Source organism: Mucilaginibacter gotjawali (assembly GCF_002355435.1).
Taxonomy (GTDB): Bacteria; Bacteroidota; Bacteroidia; order Sphingobacteriales; family Sphingobacteriaceae; genus Mucilaginibacter; species Mucilaginibacter gotjawali.
In genome coordinates this window covers 16,136-32,741 of record NZ_AP017313.1, presented here as the reverse complement: position 1 = coordinate 32,741, position 16,606 = coordinate 16,136, and the positions used below count along the sequence as shown (strand labels likewise).

Sequence of the window (16,606 nt, the reverse complement as noted above, 5' to 3'; positions counted from 1 at the left end):
TTTAATTATTTAAAGGGTTTGGTTTACTGGTCCCGTTCTTTTGAGTGACAGCAAATATTTTAAAATCGGAATAACCTATCGAAAATCTCTTTGTATCCCAGCTGGCCGGTCTTACGTACCAGCACTGTGATATTTTAAATACAGAAGAGAAAATAGCTACAGCAGCTGACTGGATTTTACTTCCTGTCAAAGCGATTTCAAAATGTAAATTATTAAGTATGAAATACGCATAATAGTCTTTAGCCAGCTGTGTTAGTGTTTCATCCAGATTATTCTGATTGGTATAGTGGATCACGGCAGAATTAAACTGTCTGAGGGAAAATTCAGCGGATATTCTGGAAAGTTTTTCTCTTGCAGTATCGCCATTGGAAACAACCACATTAATCTTTTCGTAGTCCCGTTCGGCAATCAACGTATACAAGCGCTCATGCTTGGCTGAAGCAAAGGAAAACAAAACTCTGGGATCGGATATGTTGGTATAATGGGGTAGCAGGTTGATCAGCGCGTAGGGCCCTGTTTCCCCCTTTACGATACCCGACATGTCATTTAAAAGAATGGAAGAATCATTCATGTTGTTCACGTCTAGGATTGGTTGTACCTCTTCATCCAGTGGATACTCCTGCGCCGGATTCATCAAGGAAAAACAGAACCGGCCATTCTTAAGGTATGAATTTTTTATAGCATCAAATATGACTGCTTTGGGAAGACCGGTAATATCGATTAATACCATTTTGCCTTCCAGCAGGGCAAGATGATCTTTAAAGGTATTGCTTTCGGTAATCACCTTCTGATCATCACAGAGATAAGAAAACTCTTCCATAATTTCACCGGAGTACCCTTCTTCTGAGAATTTTATGAAAATTACTTTTTCAGGTTGGAGTAATTTAACTTTCTTCGCTGCCTGTAAAGTTGCCTCCTCAAATCCCAGACCGATGATAGCGACATCGATTTTTAATTCAAAATATGCAGAATTGTCAACTTCTGCGATAGCTGGCAGCTTGCTGAAAGTAAACTCATAATCAGGCAGCACTTTGTTTACAGGTTCTTCCTGCAGGTCGCTGCCAAAAAGGAAAAGCTGCTGATTATCGGAACCATCTGTTTTTCCCGGCTCTTCGGGAAGCGCGGTTTCCCTGATCAGCTCATCCATCTGATCATCAGCAATGGGGTTAAGGTTTTTAATCAGAATTTCTTTGCCTTTTTTGGGATTGTTCAACCATTCTTCCAGTGCCGGTCCGGAGATCTCGAACCGGTCAGCGCTGGATAAGCCCATATGCTTACTTACGCCGTACAGTTTCCGGAAAATGAGTTTAAACTGTTGCTGTGGTTTCAGTCCCTGGCGGTTGGTGCGGGAAGCTTCCGGACCTCCCTGGAGGTTGAAAATTCCGGCATCGATCAGCTGTCTTACCTGGCGGTACTGATTTTCGGTGTCTCCGTGAGTGATATTAATAAATATTGAGGTGTACTGCCTGAACCGTTCTACTTCGCCTTTTGCTTTCCTGATAGCGGACTGTACCAGTAAGTGATGTGAGGCATTGGCAAATCCTTCTACAAAATCGAGGTATCGGGTGTCTCTTCTGTTCAGATCATATAATCTGGAATTACATAATTCCAGATAACATGCATTCTGTGTTTTTGCATCGATGGGAAACTTCTTTGCTTCAATGCCCTTGCGGAGTATCAGTTCGTATAAGGCTATAACATCTCCGAGATCACCAACACAGACCGCGGTGAGTGCTGATATACCATGATAAATACCTTTTTTTTCTGAAGCTTTCGCTTCTCTGACAATATCTTCGGCTACTGATATCAGCGAGGCATCTCCCAGAATCTCAGAAGGTGTCAGGTTTTTGGGATGCAGTGGAAAGTACCGAGCTCTTTTTAACAAGATGTTTTCTATGAAGGCCTGTCCCTCATGATGATCTTCGTGAATTATCTTATTTACTTCCGCACCAAGATCAAAAATTGAATAGTCTCTGCCTATTTTTGCCTGAGATTGACTTCCCGGCGCCATAATTACCATTTCCAGGGTTTGCGCTTCTGTAGTGAATTTAAAGGCGCAGGTCTCATCCTGAAACAACAGCTCTGAAACCAGTTTGATAATGTTCCCATCATTTAGATATCGTGTGGAGACATCATCCAGCAGGAAAAATATATTAGAGTTGGCAAAAATCTCAGATGCTTTCCTGATGGCTTCTGCCAGCTGCGGAAATGCAATTTTAGGATGTATGGTAACCTTGTATTCGGTTTGCCCATCATTCAATGAATTCAGGTATTTTTTAAGTTTGGTTTCGAGGTCGTAATCACTGGTAACATCATTTAGTTCAGCGGAGTTGCTGATTAAATGGGAGAGTACAGAAGCTATATGTACAAAATAATCTTTCCGGACAGTATCGCCTTTTAAATCCCTTAAATGTCTGATGACATGAACGGACTGAATGGCATAACCTATTAAAAGCTTAGAATAGGGTTCAAATATTTCCTTATACTCATTGCCGTCGAGTGCGTTAAAGTCAAGCAATTTTACGCAGGAAACATATAGTCCGATATAGCCTTCTGATTTTAACCGGTTAATGACCTTGGTACTATCGTTTGTTTCTTCTGTATTTTGCGGCATTAACCGGGCGTGAAATTCCAGTGCGCGTAACAACATGGTTTTTCCGCAGCCCCGCATACCCGCGATGACCTGCGGGCCTTTAATGCTGATGCTGCTTGTCCAGGTATCGTCTTTATCAACAAACAGGGATGAAATGAACCAGGGGCTCAGTGACTGTGCATTGACCGCGTCGTCAAAGCTTTTTAATTTAAGTTCTGCCTGCCACGGGTTTGTATGCTGGTAAAAGGTGTCCTTGATCTGGTTAATCAGGTCTTTATAGGTAATCTGTTTCTGATGAATAATCTCCGGCTTTAAAAAATCTGCTTTTTCTTCCAGCAAAAAGGCTAGCCGCCAGTCCTTTTCATCATACTTATCAGGATTATCCGTTATTCTCCGGCTCAGCATGTTAAGGCATTGTGCAATCCAGTGCAAATCGCCCACACGATCAGAATCATCGTGACTTTTCGTTTTCTGGTCGACAGAACCAAGATCAATCGCCACTACCCTGACATTTTCATCGATCTCACCAAGGCGTGTTCTGGATGAGGGCAGTTTTTCAATCATCACGTTGCCCGGATGCAGATCATTATGATATTTCTCGTTGTTGCGAAGTTCCTGAAGCAGGGTAATCAGGTCTATTGAAATCTGAGCGATTGTTCTTGCAGGAATCTCATCCTGCAGCAAAAAGTCTTTAAGCGTGATACCATCCAGATATTCAAGTCCGATGACATGGCAGTGGATGGTGATTCCGTTGGTAAATGTTACCTCGATGTCGTCATGATAAATATTGGGGTCAATATTTACTACGTGATTGGAGTTTTGCGCTAATTCCAGATGATTTTCGCATTCCAGTTTAAAATCTTTATTGAGTAGTTTGTATAAAGCAACGGGGATTATTTTGATAACTTTTTTAACCTTCAGCTTTCCAAACGGAGAAAACTCGCCCACATAAGTTGCGCCATAAAACCCTCTGGCCAGAGATTTGATTATTTTCATTCCAGCGATGGTATCAGGAAAATAATCCAGAGGAAAGCCATACTGATTTTCGCAGGTCGGACAGAGATCAGTAAGATTTTTTAAAGAATAGTCTTTACCGGGGCAGTTAAAACAGCTGTATTTTTCCATTAATTAATTACTTCTAAATCGGTTACAGCAGAAGAACTGCCAGTGATATTAAAACAAGCTTCAAGTTTTCCAGCAAATTCTTCCAGATACGGGGCTTCGCAGCGGTAGGTACACAGTACTTCGCCTGCGCTGATAAACTCGTACGGCATCTTTGCAAGGATGACTCCGCAGGGATCAGAAAACCGTTCACCGGAAATTTGATGCTGGATTGTTACTATAGCATCCCGCAGCAGGCGAAGGTTGACTTCGGGAAAACCGCTTTGGGGCGCTTTAATCTGATAGATATGTGTTTTCTCCGTGCGCACTGCAATCTCATAAAAAGATGCGCGGTCACCGCCTTGGGTAATTACATTTTCAAAAAAAGCCCTTTCGGCGTCTTTCATCGTGAAGGTAATGTTTTTGTTTGCACTCACGGTGACAGCCATTTGAAGCAGCAACCCAAAATGACGGTTCAGATGTGCATTTTCCCCGCCAAACACATGCTTTAAAGCAAGTATAGATTCGCCTCTGCCGATATATGGCTGCTGAGGTATGCCGCCATTGGTCAGGAAACATACTGATTTTATACCCAGCCGCCCGGCAATTCTGTTAAACCGTGCTGCATTTTCTTTCGCCGCGACATTGTCTGCACCAAAGTTTCCGAAAGGGGAAACACGTACATCCAGTCCGATATATTTTAGATTCATGGCAACTTTTTTTGACAATAGCGAGGCAATCACGAGTGCCGGAATATGCAGGCTGTTATTTGCTTTTCTGAAGCTGAATAGCTGTGCATCAAGCGGCGCAAAACGCTGATCAGCCAAAAAGTGGACATATTTATTTTCACTCAGCCAGGACCTCAGCTGTCCGGGGTCAGGGTTTGTTTCGTAGCCGCTGATCTGGCCAAGCACATCAATTCCTCCGGCTGGCCGACCCGGTACACCTAATTTAAGTATATGATTACCCAGTAATTTTAAAATAACAGGACACAGTAAAGTTGAAAGCGATCCGGGGCCTCCTGTTGATGGAATATCGCATAACGGTATTGCTATATCGCTGATTATCGTGCCGGATTCCGCCAGGCCACGGGCAAGTTTGACAATAGCCTCGTCTTCAAGATCGTTTATTTTGGCATGCGCTGTCAGATTAAGCATGCTTGCTGAAGATTTTTCTGCCAGGAAGGTATTAATCAGCTGTTCAGAAGTAACGCTTGAAGCATTATTTATCATTGGTTATTAAATTAGAAAAGGTCAAGGGCTGAAAGAGCAACTAAATATACAGGCTTTTCACCTTGTTTATAAAGCAAAGAATAATATTTAATAAATATTATTATCTCAGATCAGCCAGTATTGCTTCCTGTATGTCTGGTGCTATATTTCGCATCAACATATCGTTTACAATTTCCGCGATCTGAAAGGCAAGATAAGGTGGCACCGCATTCCCAACCTGGTGAAATTGCTCGGTCCGGCTGCCGCAGAAGTAATAATTGTCCGGAAAAGTCTGGATTCTTGCGGCTTCCCTGACGGTGAGGCTCCGGCACTGCACATGGTCATAATGAATAAAATAATGACCATCCTTGCTGATGTGGCTTGTTACCGTTGTCGCCGGTCTGTCCGGTAACTGTACACGAAACCTGTCCGTGAATTTTCCTGATGAAACGTTATCATGGTCCGGCAGCAGATCCTCATCAAATAATTTGTAATCATTGAGTTTCGGAAACTTTTTGTTTTTCCGGGTATATAAAGCCGCAAAGAGATATCTTTTGAGATCCTGCGTAAGGTGACTCCTTGACTCGTGATGGGTGATTCCAGTCAACCGTTCATCATTATACCAGCCAGCCAGCGGGTGGCCCGCCGCGATCAGGGGCAGCCGGTATGGCATATATTGCCTGCCAGTATTTTCCGGAACATTGTCCGGAGCATCGGGCAATTCAACAGCAAGACGTTCCACAATATCATTTCTGAAGTTTCCGGTTATTTCAGCCCAGTTTTCCGGTGAATCCGCTGCTTTGGTATAAAATCTTTTCTTTTTGATAGTGCCGTCTTCTTTTATGATGTTTTCACTGCGGATAAAAGTTCTGCTCATGCCGCTTCTGATTTTTGGAAACATGCCGATAACGGACTGAAGAGTCACTTCGGCAGCATTATGCAATGTGGCGGGACGGTCTGCGATATCATTTCTCACGCCGATCAGGATTACCCGGTGTCTTTTCTGCGGGATTCCGTAATCTTCCGCTTTAATCAGGTAATCAGAATCTTTGCGCACATTTTCTGTTACGAGAGAATAGATATGGTAACCTGGTGCATTAAGATCGCCGAAAACCGTTGCCGGGGCACGCAGATCCCTTAACATCCATCCAAACACCCTTTCGCCGTTAATTGTAGCCGAAAGCAGACCCTCCACATTTTCCATCACAAATACGGAAGGATGATGCCGGGCGATGATTCGGAGATATTCCTTATATAAATATACGCGGTGATCGTCCTCATGAATACCCCCTACGCGGGAGCGCCCTACGTTGGAGTAAGCCTGACAGGGAGGTCCCCCGATCAGCACCCAGTGCGGTTCTTCACCGTCCAGTGCCGTGGAGATGCGTTCGTCAATTTCAGGTTCCGGGGTAAGACCCAGGGTGGCCTGCCATGCTTCAGCGGCCGCTTCCCGGTATTGAACGGGATATCTTCTGTAGAGGTCCGAAAGTGTCAGCTCATTTTCAAGAAACCGGTAGTATTCGGCCGGCAGCTGGCCGACAGGAAACTGTCTGACAAACGAACGCAGGGTAAGCGTCTGGTGCGCATCGGTATCTTTTTCAATGGACAATTTAATCTTAAAGACACGTTCTCCTGCACCGTCAGTCAGTGAACTAAACCCTTCCGCTAATCCACCCGGCCCCGCAAATAAATCAATGATTGGAAAAGGCATTGGCTAAAATAAGTAAAAGGTCTAAGATAGGAAGTTTTAATTCTTTAGTCAACGGTAATCGGCAGGGATTATTCGTTTTTTTCGGAGATGATTGCGGCCATCAGACTGGAAAGCGTGCGATCTGTTACCTGGCTTTTAAGTCCACATTCCCAGACATTTAGCACATGCCAGCCCGACTCCAGCAACTTTTTTTCTGCCTGTGTGTCTTTCAGTTTATTGGTATTTATTTTATTGAGCCACCAGTCGGTACGTGTTTTGGGCACTACATAATACCTGCATCCATCGTGACCATGCCAAAAACATCCGTGAACAAATATGACGGTCTTATATTTAGGAAGAACTATATCCGGTTTCCCTGGCAACTTTTTATCATGCAGACGATAACGAAATCCCTCTGAAAAGAGGAATTTTCTTACCACCAGTTCCGGCTTTGTATCCTTGCTGCGGATACGGGACATATTGAAACTTCTTGTTTCTTTTGTATGAACGTCAGTCATGCAGTATTGATGCAAATTGGATGCCGGTAACAGATCAGCTTTGTGACGGTAGCGGGATATATTTATCCAGGCCGGTATCAATCAAAAATATCTCCTGCATAAAACTGTAGATATCGATTCCCTGCTGCTCGCAAATCTCAAAGCTTTTTTCCATAAGCTGGTTTCTGAAAGCGGCCTCTCCGGCTGAAAAAGATGGCTCACCTGTTTCTATTTTTACATAGTTTTCAAACAGCTCATCAGGATGTGCATTTACACCTTCCTCCACGAGGTTGTGCATAAATCCTGCAACATCATTAAGATTATTTATTTCCTGTATCATAGTAATTTCAAATTTTTAACAACCCTGTTTTCTTCTGCCTGCCGCAGCATTATTTCAGTTCCGTCTTCCTTAGTCATTACTGCCCCGAACTCCCTCAGCGAACTTTCATCGCTGTATATTCCGTTAGGATCATTCCACATCAGCCATTCAATAATGTCCCATCTTTCAAGCCGGCTGATAAGCAATAAAAGTTCCACTGCTTCAATTTCCACTGCTGTCATATAGAGAACATCATATTCCTTCCAATAACTCTTATGGGCATGTATAATTTCCATAACTTATTCTTTTACGTTCCATGACTTAACGTAGGCCTCCAGATTTTCCGCTACAACTACGAGTTCGTTTTTTGCAACAGATATGCGTTCTGCATTATCCGGGTTTCCAATATTCCGTTGCAGTTGGGTCAGACTTACCACCCTGATTTCATCCTCATCTTCAAAATCCGCCGGGTTTTCTGTTACGATAAATACTTCTTCGGCTTCCAGGTCAGGGATTGCTGAAACTATTTTACATATCTGGCCCGGCTGGGTTGGCATAAGTGTGTTCATATACAAATTTATTAAAATTAGCGTGTTAATGTTTTAAAAAACCGGGTATATTTCCCCCGGTGTCAATTACTTTGCGTGTAGTCAGGATTTCAGCATGATGAGATATTTATCATATCTGTCAGTAATATCAGGCCCCTTTATAAACTTTCCGGTTTTGTAGAAGTAATGCTCCTCAAACAAAGAAACCAGTTTCGCCTTCAGGTCGATCAGATAGCGGTAATCCGCATTAATCCGCTGTTCACCCATGGTACAGTGTTCCTTTAGCATTTTTAATTCCTCATCGCCGTTATTAAGGGATAAAAGCGGAAGGATTAATTCTTCCACAATATATCCCTGTTCAGGTGCGCTGCTGCTGTCCGCAACACACTTTATTTTCGTGCCGTCACTTAATGTGATATGTATGTTTGCCCGTGTCATTCCAGATAATTAAGGATTAATAAAAAGGTCTACTGCTATTTTAAATTTAGGGACGGTGTATTCCTTCGTTTCTGTGTACTGCCAGAGATGATGAGAAAGGAAGGCTGCCCCGAACCCTGAAAAAAGCTGTTCGCTGAATAAATAGCCGCTGTTCTGTAAATCATTTTGGTGCTTTTCTATCGTTTGAAAAGTTTGTGCTGGAAGGTTGATCCAGCGTTCTGCGGTAAACAGATTTGATTTCCAGTCTGCTTTTATCTGCATGGCGTTGCTTTTTATGTTTTCGCATTCACCCTTCAGGAATTTCAGAAAATCAGGTATTTCATCGGAAAATAGGTCGTGCAGTAATTTTGCCTTTTGTATGTTGTTTAAAGATTTTAATATCTTCATGATTTTCATTTTAAGTTTTAAGGGGGGATTGCTCCCCCGGATGATTAATTCAGGATTAAGGCACTTGCGCCATTATTAGAAAAGTCACGGCAGAGGTTAAAGGCAGCCTGCGCCCTTAGTTTTGCTGTTCCCTCGATAATGGATTTGAATTTGGCTTCCCCGTCTTTATAGTTGCGGACGTTCTGGAAGTAGCCTGTCACGGCGTTGTATGCGCCAAACACCGTCCCTGCGGTGGTTGCCATCTGCTGTGAAGGGCTGGTAAAAACATATTCGTACACCTTGTCCACCATATTGGTATAGATGGCTGACAGTTCATCGTCCTTGCCGGCCTGCAGGTTTTTAAGCACCTCCTTATTCGGCGCCATAGCCACCTGTATGAGTTTTTTCACTTCCCTGTCTGTGATCCGGATTTGTGACCAATGGTTAAATAAGCCCTCTAATTCCGAACCCAGACTGGAACTGATCCCCATAAGCGTATGCGCCTGTTTGAGGCGGTCGTTTGCCGATGCGGTATGCCGTATTTTGATGGCACCCGAATGGTTAGCCATAGCGGCATTAAGGGTGTTGTTACATACAATCCTGATAGGTGTAAACGCCGCGGTGATGCTGCCGAAACCATCGTGGGAAGTGGTCAGGAAAAGGTATTTTTCAATAAAATCATCCTTGCCGACACGGATATAACCGGGCAGTTTGGCGGTAATAAATATGCGCTCACCTTTCCCCAAAGCCCCGGCAGTTTCGTACAGGATACCATCCCCGCCACCTACAATCGCGTCAAAAAATTCGAAGGCGTTTACATTCTGCACCACTTCGTAATCTTTGCCCACTACGCCCAAAACCTGTTCGGTATCGGTGCGGATGGTGGCAAAGTAATTGGGGACTTCTATTTCCGGGATAAGCAGTTCAGTATCTGGGTCGCCTGTATGGTTTCCGGTATCATAGGTAAATAATGGGCGTTTTTCGACGAAGTAGTCCAGCCCTGCGAATCTGATCGCCTCTGCGCTGGTGGGGTACTGCTCTACTATTTTACCCAGGCCGTGCCATGCCCTTTCCTTTACGCTGAAAAAGCTGTATTCCTGACTGGCGGAGTTGAAATTTAAGTTGTGTGCCATGGTATTAATTTTTAAAAGGTTCTGCAAAAAATGTTAATTGAATGAATGATTGGATTCAGAAGGGCATATCATCTTCATCAGGCCCTGCGCCTGCTGTTGCGGCTTTCTTTCCCTTGCGCACCGGTGAAGGTTCGCTTTTGGCCGTCAGCGAAAACAGTTTGATGGTATCGCAGGTGCAGGCCAGCCGTGCCTTAATGCCATCGCTTTTGCTTTGGTAGCCCTGCGCTTCCATCCATCCTGAAATTTCCACTACGGCCCCTTTGGTGAGGTATTCTGCAATACCGGAATTACGCCAGTAGGCGCAGTCAATGAACGCGGTTTTTTCCTTTTTTTCGCCTGCTTTGTTTTTCCATTTCTGGTTAATGGCCACGGTAAAATTGATGACCTGTTTGTCCCCTTTGACCGCTTTAACTTCTGCGTTTGCGGTTAATCTTCCTGTGAATAGCATAGTTTTAATGATTTAAAAAATGAATGATTAATTATTTACTTTCCTTTTGCCGCCCTGTCCTGGTGAATTCTTTTTAAAAGAAAAAGGGAAAAAAGAAAGCAAATCTTAAAGCCCGGCCGTCAGAAAAAAGGAATCGGAATAAGTCCCGCAGGGTGAAAAGTGAGGATACGAGCTTTTCATTATGCCGAAGTCTTTTTTCAAACCCAACGGCAGCTCCGGGCTTGATTTTAGCTGCGCTTTTTACCCGTTTCGCCTAAAAATAAAATGGAGTAAATAAAAATGCCATTGGAGCCGCAGGCGATGGGATACCCAACCCGCCATTTTCTCATCGTTTATCCCCAACATTCCGTCATATAGCCCAAACCAACCTGTCAGCCATGGGCATGGACACCCTGCCTACGCTGCTGCTATGTAAAGGAATAAACGATTGTAACAGCGTACCCCTGGTTCATTCCGTGTGCGATTCCGGCACCATTTCGTATTGACAGCAATTACAGGGACCGGCTTACCTATCCCCCAATGAACATTTCATCCCCCCCTTGTATGCCATAAAATACGGTTACGGGACAAATGCAGACTGACCCGGCTGAATGAAATGAAGCGGGTCAGCAAGTGCGGTCCCGGAACCGTTTTTTATCCCTCCGGCAAGCAAAGCTCTTGCGCGCAGCAAAAGTGCTTTGCCCTTTTTGCATCACGGGATAGCAGCGGCATCCTGCGCAGCAGATACAGCGAATAGCCCGGCCCGACGGTAGGCGGGGATGCCAAAACCGGTCCCGAAACAGGTGATAATTTGGTTTAAAACAGGAACAAGCCCATAATTTAAACTAGCAGAGATTTGATCTTTAATTGAAAGCCATGGGACTACTTTCATTCTTTCTGAAGCTTTTTAAATTTAAACCAGGCTGGAATGGTACGCCGGAAATATTCCTGGCAATGGTGATGGAAATGCAGTCGAGAAACAATAAAGAATTTTCAGTGTGAGAGGTGTTGCAATGGGGAGAAGTGATGCAAAAAGTAATCAACGTTAATCTTGCGCCCTATAAAGATTTTGCTGATCTTTTAGAAAATGGCGAGCCGGACTTTTCCATGGTTGAAAAATTACGGGGAAAAATGGATGTATTAAATCACAGACAAGAGTTAAAGAAAGCGTTACGGAGAGAACACTGACTTAGGTGATGACGATGTAATGAAAAGCAATGCGGAAAGTGCCGTTTTTGCCAGGAACATGGTCAAAGACCTGTGTTTTCTGTGGCGCGATTCTATGTATCGCGCCATTTTGATTATATACATGGCGCGATACTATATATCGCGCCACTTTTTTTATTATATTTGTCACAATACTAAGTATTGCGCCAAATGGAAAAGCGTTTTAAACCTACAGCAGAGGAAATATTAGGAATTTTAGCCAGGTTCCCGGACGGAGCGAACATCGACGATATCCGGTTAAGCAATTTGGATATACCATTGCGGACACTGCAAAGATGGTTGTCGAAATTATCGGATCAGGGCAAAATTATTGTTTCAGGAAAAGCTCGCGCGACCATCTATAAACTTGTAGTTCATAATGAAGCGGCGACGGCTGTGGCGGAGAATGAAAGCCTTATACCGCTTTCCGAATCCGGCAAGCGTATACACGCATTGGTTACGGCACCAATACAACAGCGTAAACCTATTGGGTACCAAAGGGAATTCCTTGAATCTTACCGCCCCAACATAGATAGCTACCTTACCGACGAGGAAAAAGCGAAGCTGGGGGCTATCGGCGATACGAAGACGGACCAACCTGCAGGAACTTATGCACAACATATCCTTAATCGCCTGCTGATAGATCTTTCGTGGAATTCCAGCAGGCTGGAAGGCAATACTTATAGCTTGCTGGATACAGAACGCCTGATCGAACAAGGCGAAGCGGATGATACGAAGTCCGCGAAGGAAGCGCAGATGATTCTCAATCACAAGGATGCAATAGAGTTTATAGTACAAGCGGCCGAAGAAACAGGCTTCAATCGCTATACCATATTAAACCTTCACGCCATGCTTGCGAACAATTTGCTGGCCGACCCCCAAGCGCCGGGAAGGCTCAGATCCATGGCGGTAGGCATTAGCGGCTCAACGTTTACGCCACTGGCTATACCCCAGTTGATCGGTGAATTATTTGATCATATTTTACAAAAGGTTACTGAGATCGAAAACCCGTTTGAACAGTCATTCTTTGTCATGGTGCATTTACCCTACCTCCAGCCATTTGATGATGTCAACAAAAGAGTTTCAAGAATTTCGGCCAATATTCCTTTTGTAAAACGAAATCTTTCTCCGTTATCTTTCATTGATGTCCCGGATGATCTTTACAGCCAGGGGATGCTGGGTGTGTATGAACAGAACGACGTTAGCCTGCTGAAAGATGTCTTTTTATGGGCCTATGAAAGGTCTGCATCCCGTTATGCAGTCATACGGCAGTCGTTAGGCGAACCTGATACTTTCAAATTAAAATATCGCACGCAAATACGAGACCTGATCAGCGCTATTATTACCGATGCGCTAAACTCCAAAGATGCCGGCAAACTTATAAGGGAGAAGGCAGAACAATTATCAGAAGCTGACAAAGGACAGTTTATTGAGGCTATAGAAACCGAGATACTTTCCTTACATGAAGGAAACTTTGCCAGGTATCGGGTAAATCCCAAGGAGTTTGAGCGCTGGAAAGCAGGATGGTAGACATTTTTCCATGGAGGTTGAGATAACACCGCAGACGCGATTGACGAAGCAGCCCGGAGTTTGCAAAATATATTGGTTAAATACATCGAACGGGAAGCGGTGGTTTTAGGAGCAGCAATTACGGTTGAAATATTTTGTTGTTGATGTGCAGAATTGCTTGCTATTTATATTTTATGTAATTTTCCCTTGGTTAAACCTGGCCTTATGAGAAGAGTTTTACTGCTGTGTTGTCTTACCCATTTAGTTGTTTTGAGTGCGGGCGCGCAAAAGCCGGACGTAGATAGTCTGTATGCGAGGCACCCGATTACCAAATCTGCGTTTTGTGCGGATTGTTACGAATGGCATAACGGGTACTACGGTGCAATAGCCGATGTCCGCCTGCACCAACCGGTGATCACTTTCTATATTTATACCCGTGCAAAAAAAGCGGCACAGGAGGCTTTGGGGTATAAACGGACGAATTTCTTAGCGGAATGGCATGTGGTAACGGGTATGCCGGATGAGGCAGATGTTTATGCGAATGCCAATAAGCAAATCAATAAGCCCCGACAACCGGAAGAACTGCAAAAAGGGCATTGCCAGCCATGGATTCTGTTGGCCTGGTGCCTGGAGGCGTGTGTGCTTTCAGATACATATACATTTAATGCGGGGATGGAGTACCGGGGCCAGAATACGGGCACGCAGGAAGCAAGCGAGGATTTCAGCCGGGATTTACTAAACAAGACAGACGGCGTCAGCATATGGTGTGGTACTTTCGGGAACCTGCATATCTGGGCGGATAAAAAGGACAAGGTGACGGATACGATGCCGGCTTATTATTGGAAACTTATTGAAGCGGGCGGCCAGACATATTGCTGGCTAATGCCGAATCAGCCTTCGGAAAAATATGATTTATTATCGTCGAGAACGATCAGCTTTAATGACTTGGCGGCGAAGCTGGGGTATAACCCGAAGTCAATTTTGCATTCGTTATAAAAAATCTGCAAATCAGTAATTTAAATTACTGGTTTGCAAATCATTGAACATATATCTTTAATTTTAATCAATACAGGATAACTACTAATTATGCTTCAAAGAAAACTTGATAAAAGGTCTAAGTATATCTTTTTTTTGATGAATTCCGTTTACTATGGCTTTCTTATTAGTTTGGGCTACGGTATAATATCCTCATTGATTGTATATTTTTTTGCTAACAATGAATTTAGTAGTTATATAAAGCATTTCTTTATATCCTTTAATTCGTTTTTAACTGGGGGACTGGCATTTGGATTAACTTATCAAGTCTATAAAACTCAAAACTATATTCCGGAAATGATATCTAATGTTTTTGAGAAGCATGATTTAGATAGTATTCCTCAATATAAGGAACACAATAAAAGATTCCACTCGGTTCAACGATCAATGACCATAGTAACATTGCATATTGTCATTTCTTTCCTCTTGTTTTATTACGCTAAATTTCCTTTTATTAATCAAATCCCGGAAACTTTCATGGTCATATTCGGGTGCTCATTATTTGGGTGTGGTGTGTATGTAGGAAGGAAAATATTTTACGTCGCGCAAATTCTCCAGACCATAGAGAACATAGAATTTAATGATGATATCTTTAGCGATAATAAGTTAGAAGGTATTGCCGTATACGTTAACGTTATTACAACATTTACAGTAATAACCACATGGCTTCTGATAAGGAGTTATTATGGTGGACCCTTTGTTTTCGATTCTATGTTTGGGCGATCTATTAAAATTTTCATGTTCTATCCAGCCATTACTGCTTTACCAGTATTGGTCATCTTTAACTATTATCCGAAAGTATTCATTAGGAAAATCTATACAAGATCAATCAATAACAAACTGAACTTATTGGAGGAAACGCTTAGAGGTAAGGAAAAAATAACAGAGTTTGAAAAGATCAAATATCTATCAGAAGTGGATAAAATTTCACAGGAGGAATTGAAAAACAGACTACGCCTGGCTCTCAACGATTTGCCTTTAGTCATTACAATTATCGTAATGCTAATAAATTTGTTTATCCAGATCAAATAATCAGGGCAAACATCATTATCGTTTGTACTTTTAAGGTACTGATGATGAGCTCATTCTTTTTTTGTTTCCAAAAAAAATAAAGTAACACTTGCGTTAAAACAGTAAGTAAAATCAGGCCACAATGCATGATGTTAAATTTGCCGTAGGCAATTAACAACAATAGTTGTAAAAGTTGTAAGAGTGAGACTAATCTTATAGTTATTTTTTTTCCTACGATTTTAGGTAAAGTATTTCCATCTCCTTTTAAATCTCTTAGATCAAGGAGGATTTCTTGACTCAGAATGTTTGAAATTATACAACCGCAAAAAAATAGGTTGATAGGAACCAATAAAAAAATAATGAACAAATGCACTATGGTAACAATTGCTACATAAAAGATCTTTAAATAAGGAAAAGAATTGACCAAGTAGTTATAATTGATAATTAACACCAGATAAAGCATGAATACGAATACGTAGCCCAACGGTATAAAAATTTAATAATGACCAAAGTGGTTAACAGTAAAAAATAATAGATAGTTATTGCAAATTCTGTTGTGATCAATTTTTTTGGCAGCACTCTATTCGGGTTATTTACAAAGTCCCGCTCAATGTCATTAATGTCATTGATGATAAACCCTGAAGCAACAATAGTGAAAATTGGAATAGCGTATGCTAAACTCAGGTTGATATCTTTTGTCTTTTGCCATGCAGGTAGGAAAATTGAAAACGCAGTCAAAAATGATTTCTCAAAACGGATCAGTTTTATTATTGAGAAGAACATTGATAATTAGTAGTTATCCTGTATTGATCGATGTGAGTTGCAAAAAAATTGTATATTCGATTAGAAAAACCTAGCCAATCGTGAATGACTATTACCGCATCCTATCCGAACTACCAAGCACAAACTATGATGAGGTAGTTGCGTACTTACGTAAAGAGTTATCTGTCTACTTGACTGAGCATTACGAATCTCAGTTCGAGAATGCCGATGTGCGGCATTTTAATGATAATGTTAACCGAAACTACATGCTTTACTTTGACTGTACAGACGATTACAGCACTGACATTTATAGCAGAGCGGCTCGCGTGGTTTTTATTTTTGCTAAAGCCGTGTTGAATCCTTCAAAAAGAAACGCTTATAGATTGAGCCAGTATGCTGGTTCTTTTAAAGGAATACCGCAGCTTGAGGGGTACGATAAGGGACATTTCGTCGCGCATTGTAACGATGGGCAGTTAGATCAAAATATTTATCCCCAATTAAAAGAGCTCAATAGAGGTCTTTCGGCCCAGGGCAAATTGTTTCGTTCGATGGAACGCTACTGTCAAAACAATCCAGGCGTATTTTATTTCATCAGGCCTATCTATTCTGACTTAACTTGCATACCTGATAAAATCGATTTTGGAATATTTACGAAACAATGCGGGCTCCTGTTAAATCGGTTCGACAATCGTACTATAGATATCGAATCTCCACAGTCAATGTTTAATTTTGATAATTCAATAAAGGATAACTGATTATT

18 protein-coding genes are annotated in these 16,606 nt (G+C 42.4%); 6 read left to right on the top strand and 12 right to left on the bottom strand.

Annotated elements, in window-relative coordinates; all coding sequences use genetic code 11:
• Position 1: 1 nt before the first annotated feature.
• The 11 genes from MgSA37_RS28505 to MgSA37_RS00135 all read right to left on the bottom strand — a co-directional run bounded on the left by MgSA37_RS28505 (position 2) and on the right by MgSA37_RS00135 (position 10,344).
• Positions 2-3,589 carry an ORC-CDC6 family AAA ATPase gene (locus tag MgSA37_RS28505; RefSeq protein ID WP_172885275.1) on the bottom strand — a complete coding sequence of 1,196 codons (3,588 nt, stop codon included), beginning with the start codon at positions 3,587-3,589 and terminating at the stop codon, positions 2-4.
• Positions 3,590-3,717: 128 nt separating this feature from the next.
• Positions 3,718-4,926 (bottom strand): hypothetical protein, encoded by a 1,209-nt coding sequence (locus MgSA37_RS00180; RefSeq protein WP_096349268.1) that lies wholly within the window; start codon positions 4,924-4,926, stop codon positions 3,718-3,720.
• Positions 4,927-5,026: 100 nt separating this feature from the next.
• The gene (locus MgSA37_RS00175) at positions 5,027-6,616 is read right to left on the bottom strand and encodes a DNA cytosine methyltransferase (protein WP_096349267.1); all 1,590 of its coding nucleotides are present in this window, start codon (positions 6,614-6,616) and stop codon (positions 5,027-5,029) included.
• Between the two features lie 68 nt (positions 6,617-6,684).
• Positions 6,685-7,113, bottom strand: a complete 429-nt coding sequence (locus MgSA37_RS00170; RefSeq protein WP_096349266.1) for a very short patch repair endonuclease — start codon at positions 7,111-7,113, stop codon at positions 6,685-6,687.
• 34 nt (positions 7,114-7,147) lie between these two features.
• Positions 7,148-7,432 (bottom strand): hypothetical protein, encoded by a 285-nt coding sequence (locus tag MgSA37_RS00165; RefSeq protein ID WP_096349265.1) that lies wholly within the window; start codon positions 7,430-7,432, stop codon positions 7,148-7,150.
• Entirely contained in the window at positions 7,429-7,707 is a 279-nt protein-coding gene (locus MgSA37_RS00160) for a hypothetical protein (protein ID WP_157750359.1), read from the bottom strand. Before MgSA37_RS00160 ends, MgSA37_RS00165 begins: the two co-directional genes overlap by 4 nt.
• Before the next feature lie 3 nt (positions 7,708-7,710).
• Entirely contained in the window at positions 7,711-7,980 is a 270-nt protein-coding gene (locus MgSA37_RS00155) for a hypothetical protein (RefSeq protein ID WP_096349263.1), read from the bottom strand.
• Between the two features lie 81 nt (positions 7,981-8,061).
• A complete protein-coding gene (locus tag MgSA37_RS00150) occupies positions 8,062-8,397 on the bottom strand; it encodes a penicillin-binding protein (protein WP_096349262.1) in 336 nt (111 codons plus the stop codon).
• Positions 8,398-8,406: 9 nt separating this feature from the next.
• Positions 8,407-8,784: a hypothetical protein gene (locus MgSA37_RS00145; RefSeq protein WP_157750358.1), complete on the bottom strand. Its 378-nt coding sequence runs from the start codon at positions 8,782-8,784 to the stop codon at positions 8,407-8,409.
• Positions 8,785-8,828: 44 nt separating this feature from the next.
• The gene (locus MgSA37_RS00140; protein WP_096349260.1) at positions 8,829-9,896 is read right to left on the bottom strand and encodes a DUF932 domain-containing protein; all 1,068 of its coding nucleotides are present in this window, start codon (positions 9,894-9,896) and stop codon (positions 8,829-8,831) included.
• Between the two features lie 55 nt (positions 9,897-9,951).
• Positions 9,952-10,344: a single-stranded DNA-binding protein gene (locus MgSA37_RS00135; RefSeq protein ID WP_096349259.1), complete on the bottom strand. Its 393-nt coding sequence runs from the start codon at positions 10,342-10,344 to the stop codon at positions 9,952-9,954.
• Between the two features lie 855 nt (positions 10,345-11,199).
• On the opposite strand from MgSA37_RS00135, the gene MgSA37_RS29290 reads away from it, so the two are divergent.
• From MgSA37_RS29290 to MgSA37_RS00115, 5 genes are all read left to right on the top strand, one after another.
• Positions 11,200-11,325: a hypothetical protein gene (locus tag MgSA37_RS29290; protein ID WP_260146653.1), complete on the top strand. Its 126-nt coding sequence runs from the start codon at positions 11,200-11,202 to the stop codon at positions 11,323-11,325.
• A 24-nt stretch (positions 11,326-11,349) separates the two neighbouring features.
• Positions 11,350-11,511, top strand: coding sequence for a hypothetical protein (locus MgSA37_RS27990; protein WP_157750357.1), 162 nt, complete (start codon positions 11,350-11,352; stop codon positions 11,509-11,511).
• A gap of 189 nt (positions 11,512-11,700) precedes the next feature.
• Positions 11,701-13,059, top strand: coding sequence for a Fic family protein (locus MgSA37_RS00125; protein WP_096349257.1), 1,359 nt, complete (start codon positions 11,701-11,703; stop codon positions 13,057-13,059).
• A 204-nt stretch (positions 13,060-13,263) separates the two neighbouring features.
• Positions 13,264-14,034, top strand: a complete 771-nt coding sequence (locus MgSA37_RS00120; RefSeq protein ID WP_157750356.1) for a DNA/RNA non-specific endonuclease — start codon at positions 13,264-13,266, stop codon at positions 14,032-14,034.
• A gap of 90 nt (positions 14,035-14,124) precedes the next feature.
• A complete protein-coding gene (locus MgSA37_RS00115) occupies positions 14,125-15,105 on the top strand; it encodes a hypothetical protein (protein WP_096349255.1) in 981 nt (326 codons plus the stop codon).
• 423 nt (positions 15,106-15,528) lie between these two features.
• Here MgSA37_RS00115 and MgSA37_RS00105 read toward each other — a convergent pair whose 3' ends face one another.
• The gene (locus MgSA37_RS00105) at positions 15,529-15,867 is read right to left on the bottom strand and encodes a UbiA prenyltransferase family protein (RefSeq protein ID WP_096349253.1); all 339 of its coding nucleotides are present in this window, start codon (positions 15,865-15,867) and stop codon (positions 15,529-15,531) included.
• 80 nt (positions 15,868-15,947) lie between these two features.
• Here MgSA37_RS00105 and MgSA37_RS00100 point away from each other — a divergent pair, with 80 nt between their 5' ends.
• Positions 15,948-16,601, top strand: coding sequence for a DNA/RNA non-specific endonuclease (locus tag MgSA37_RS00100; protein ID WP_157750355.1), 654 nt, complete (start codon positions 15,948-15,950; stop codon positions 16,599-16,601).
• Positions 16,602-16,606: the final 5 nt, after the last annotated feature.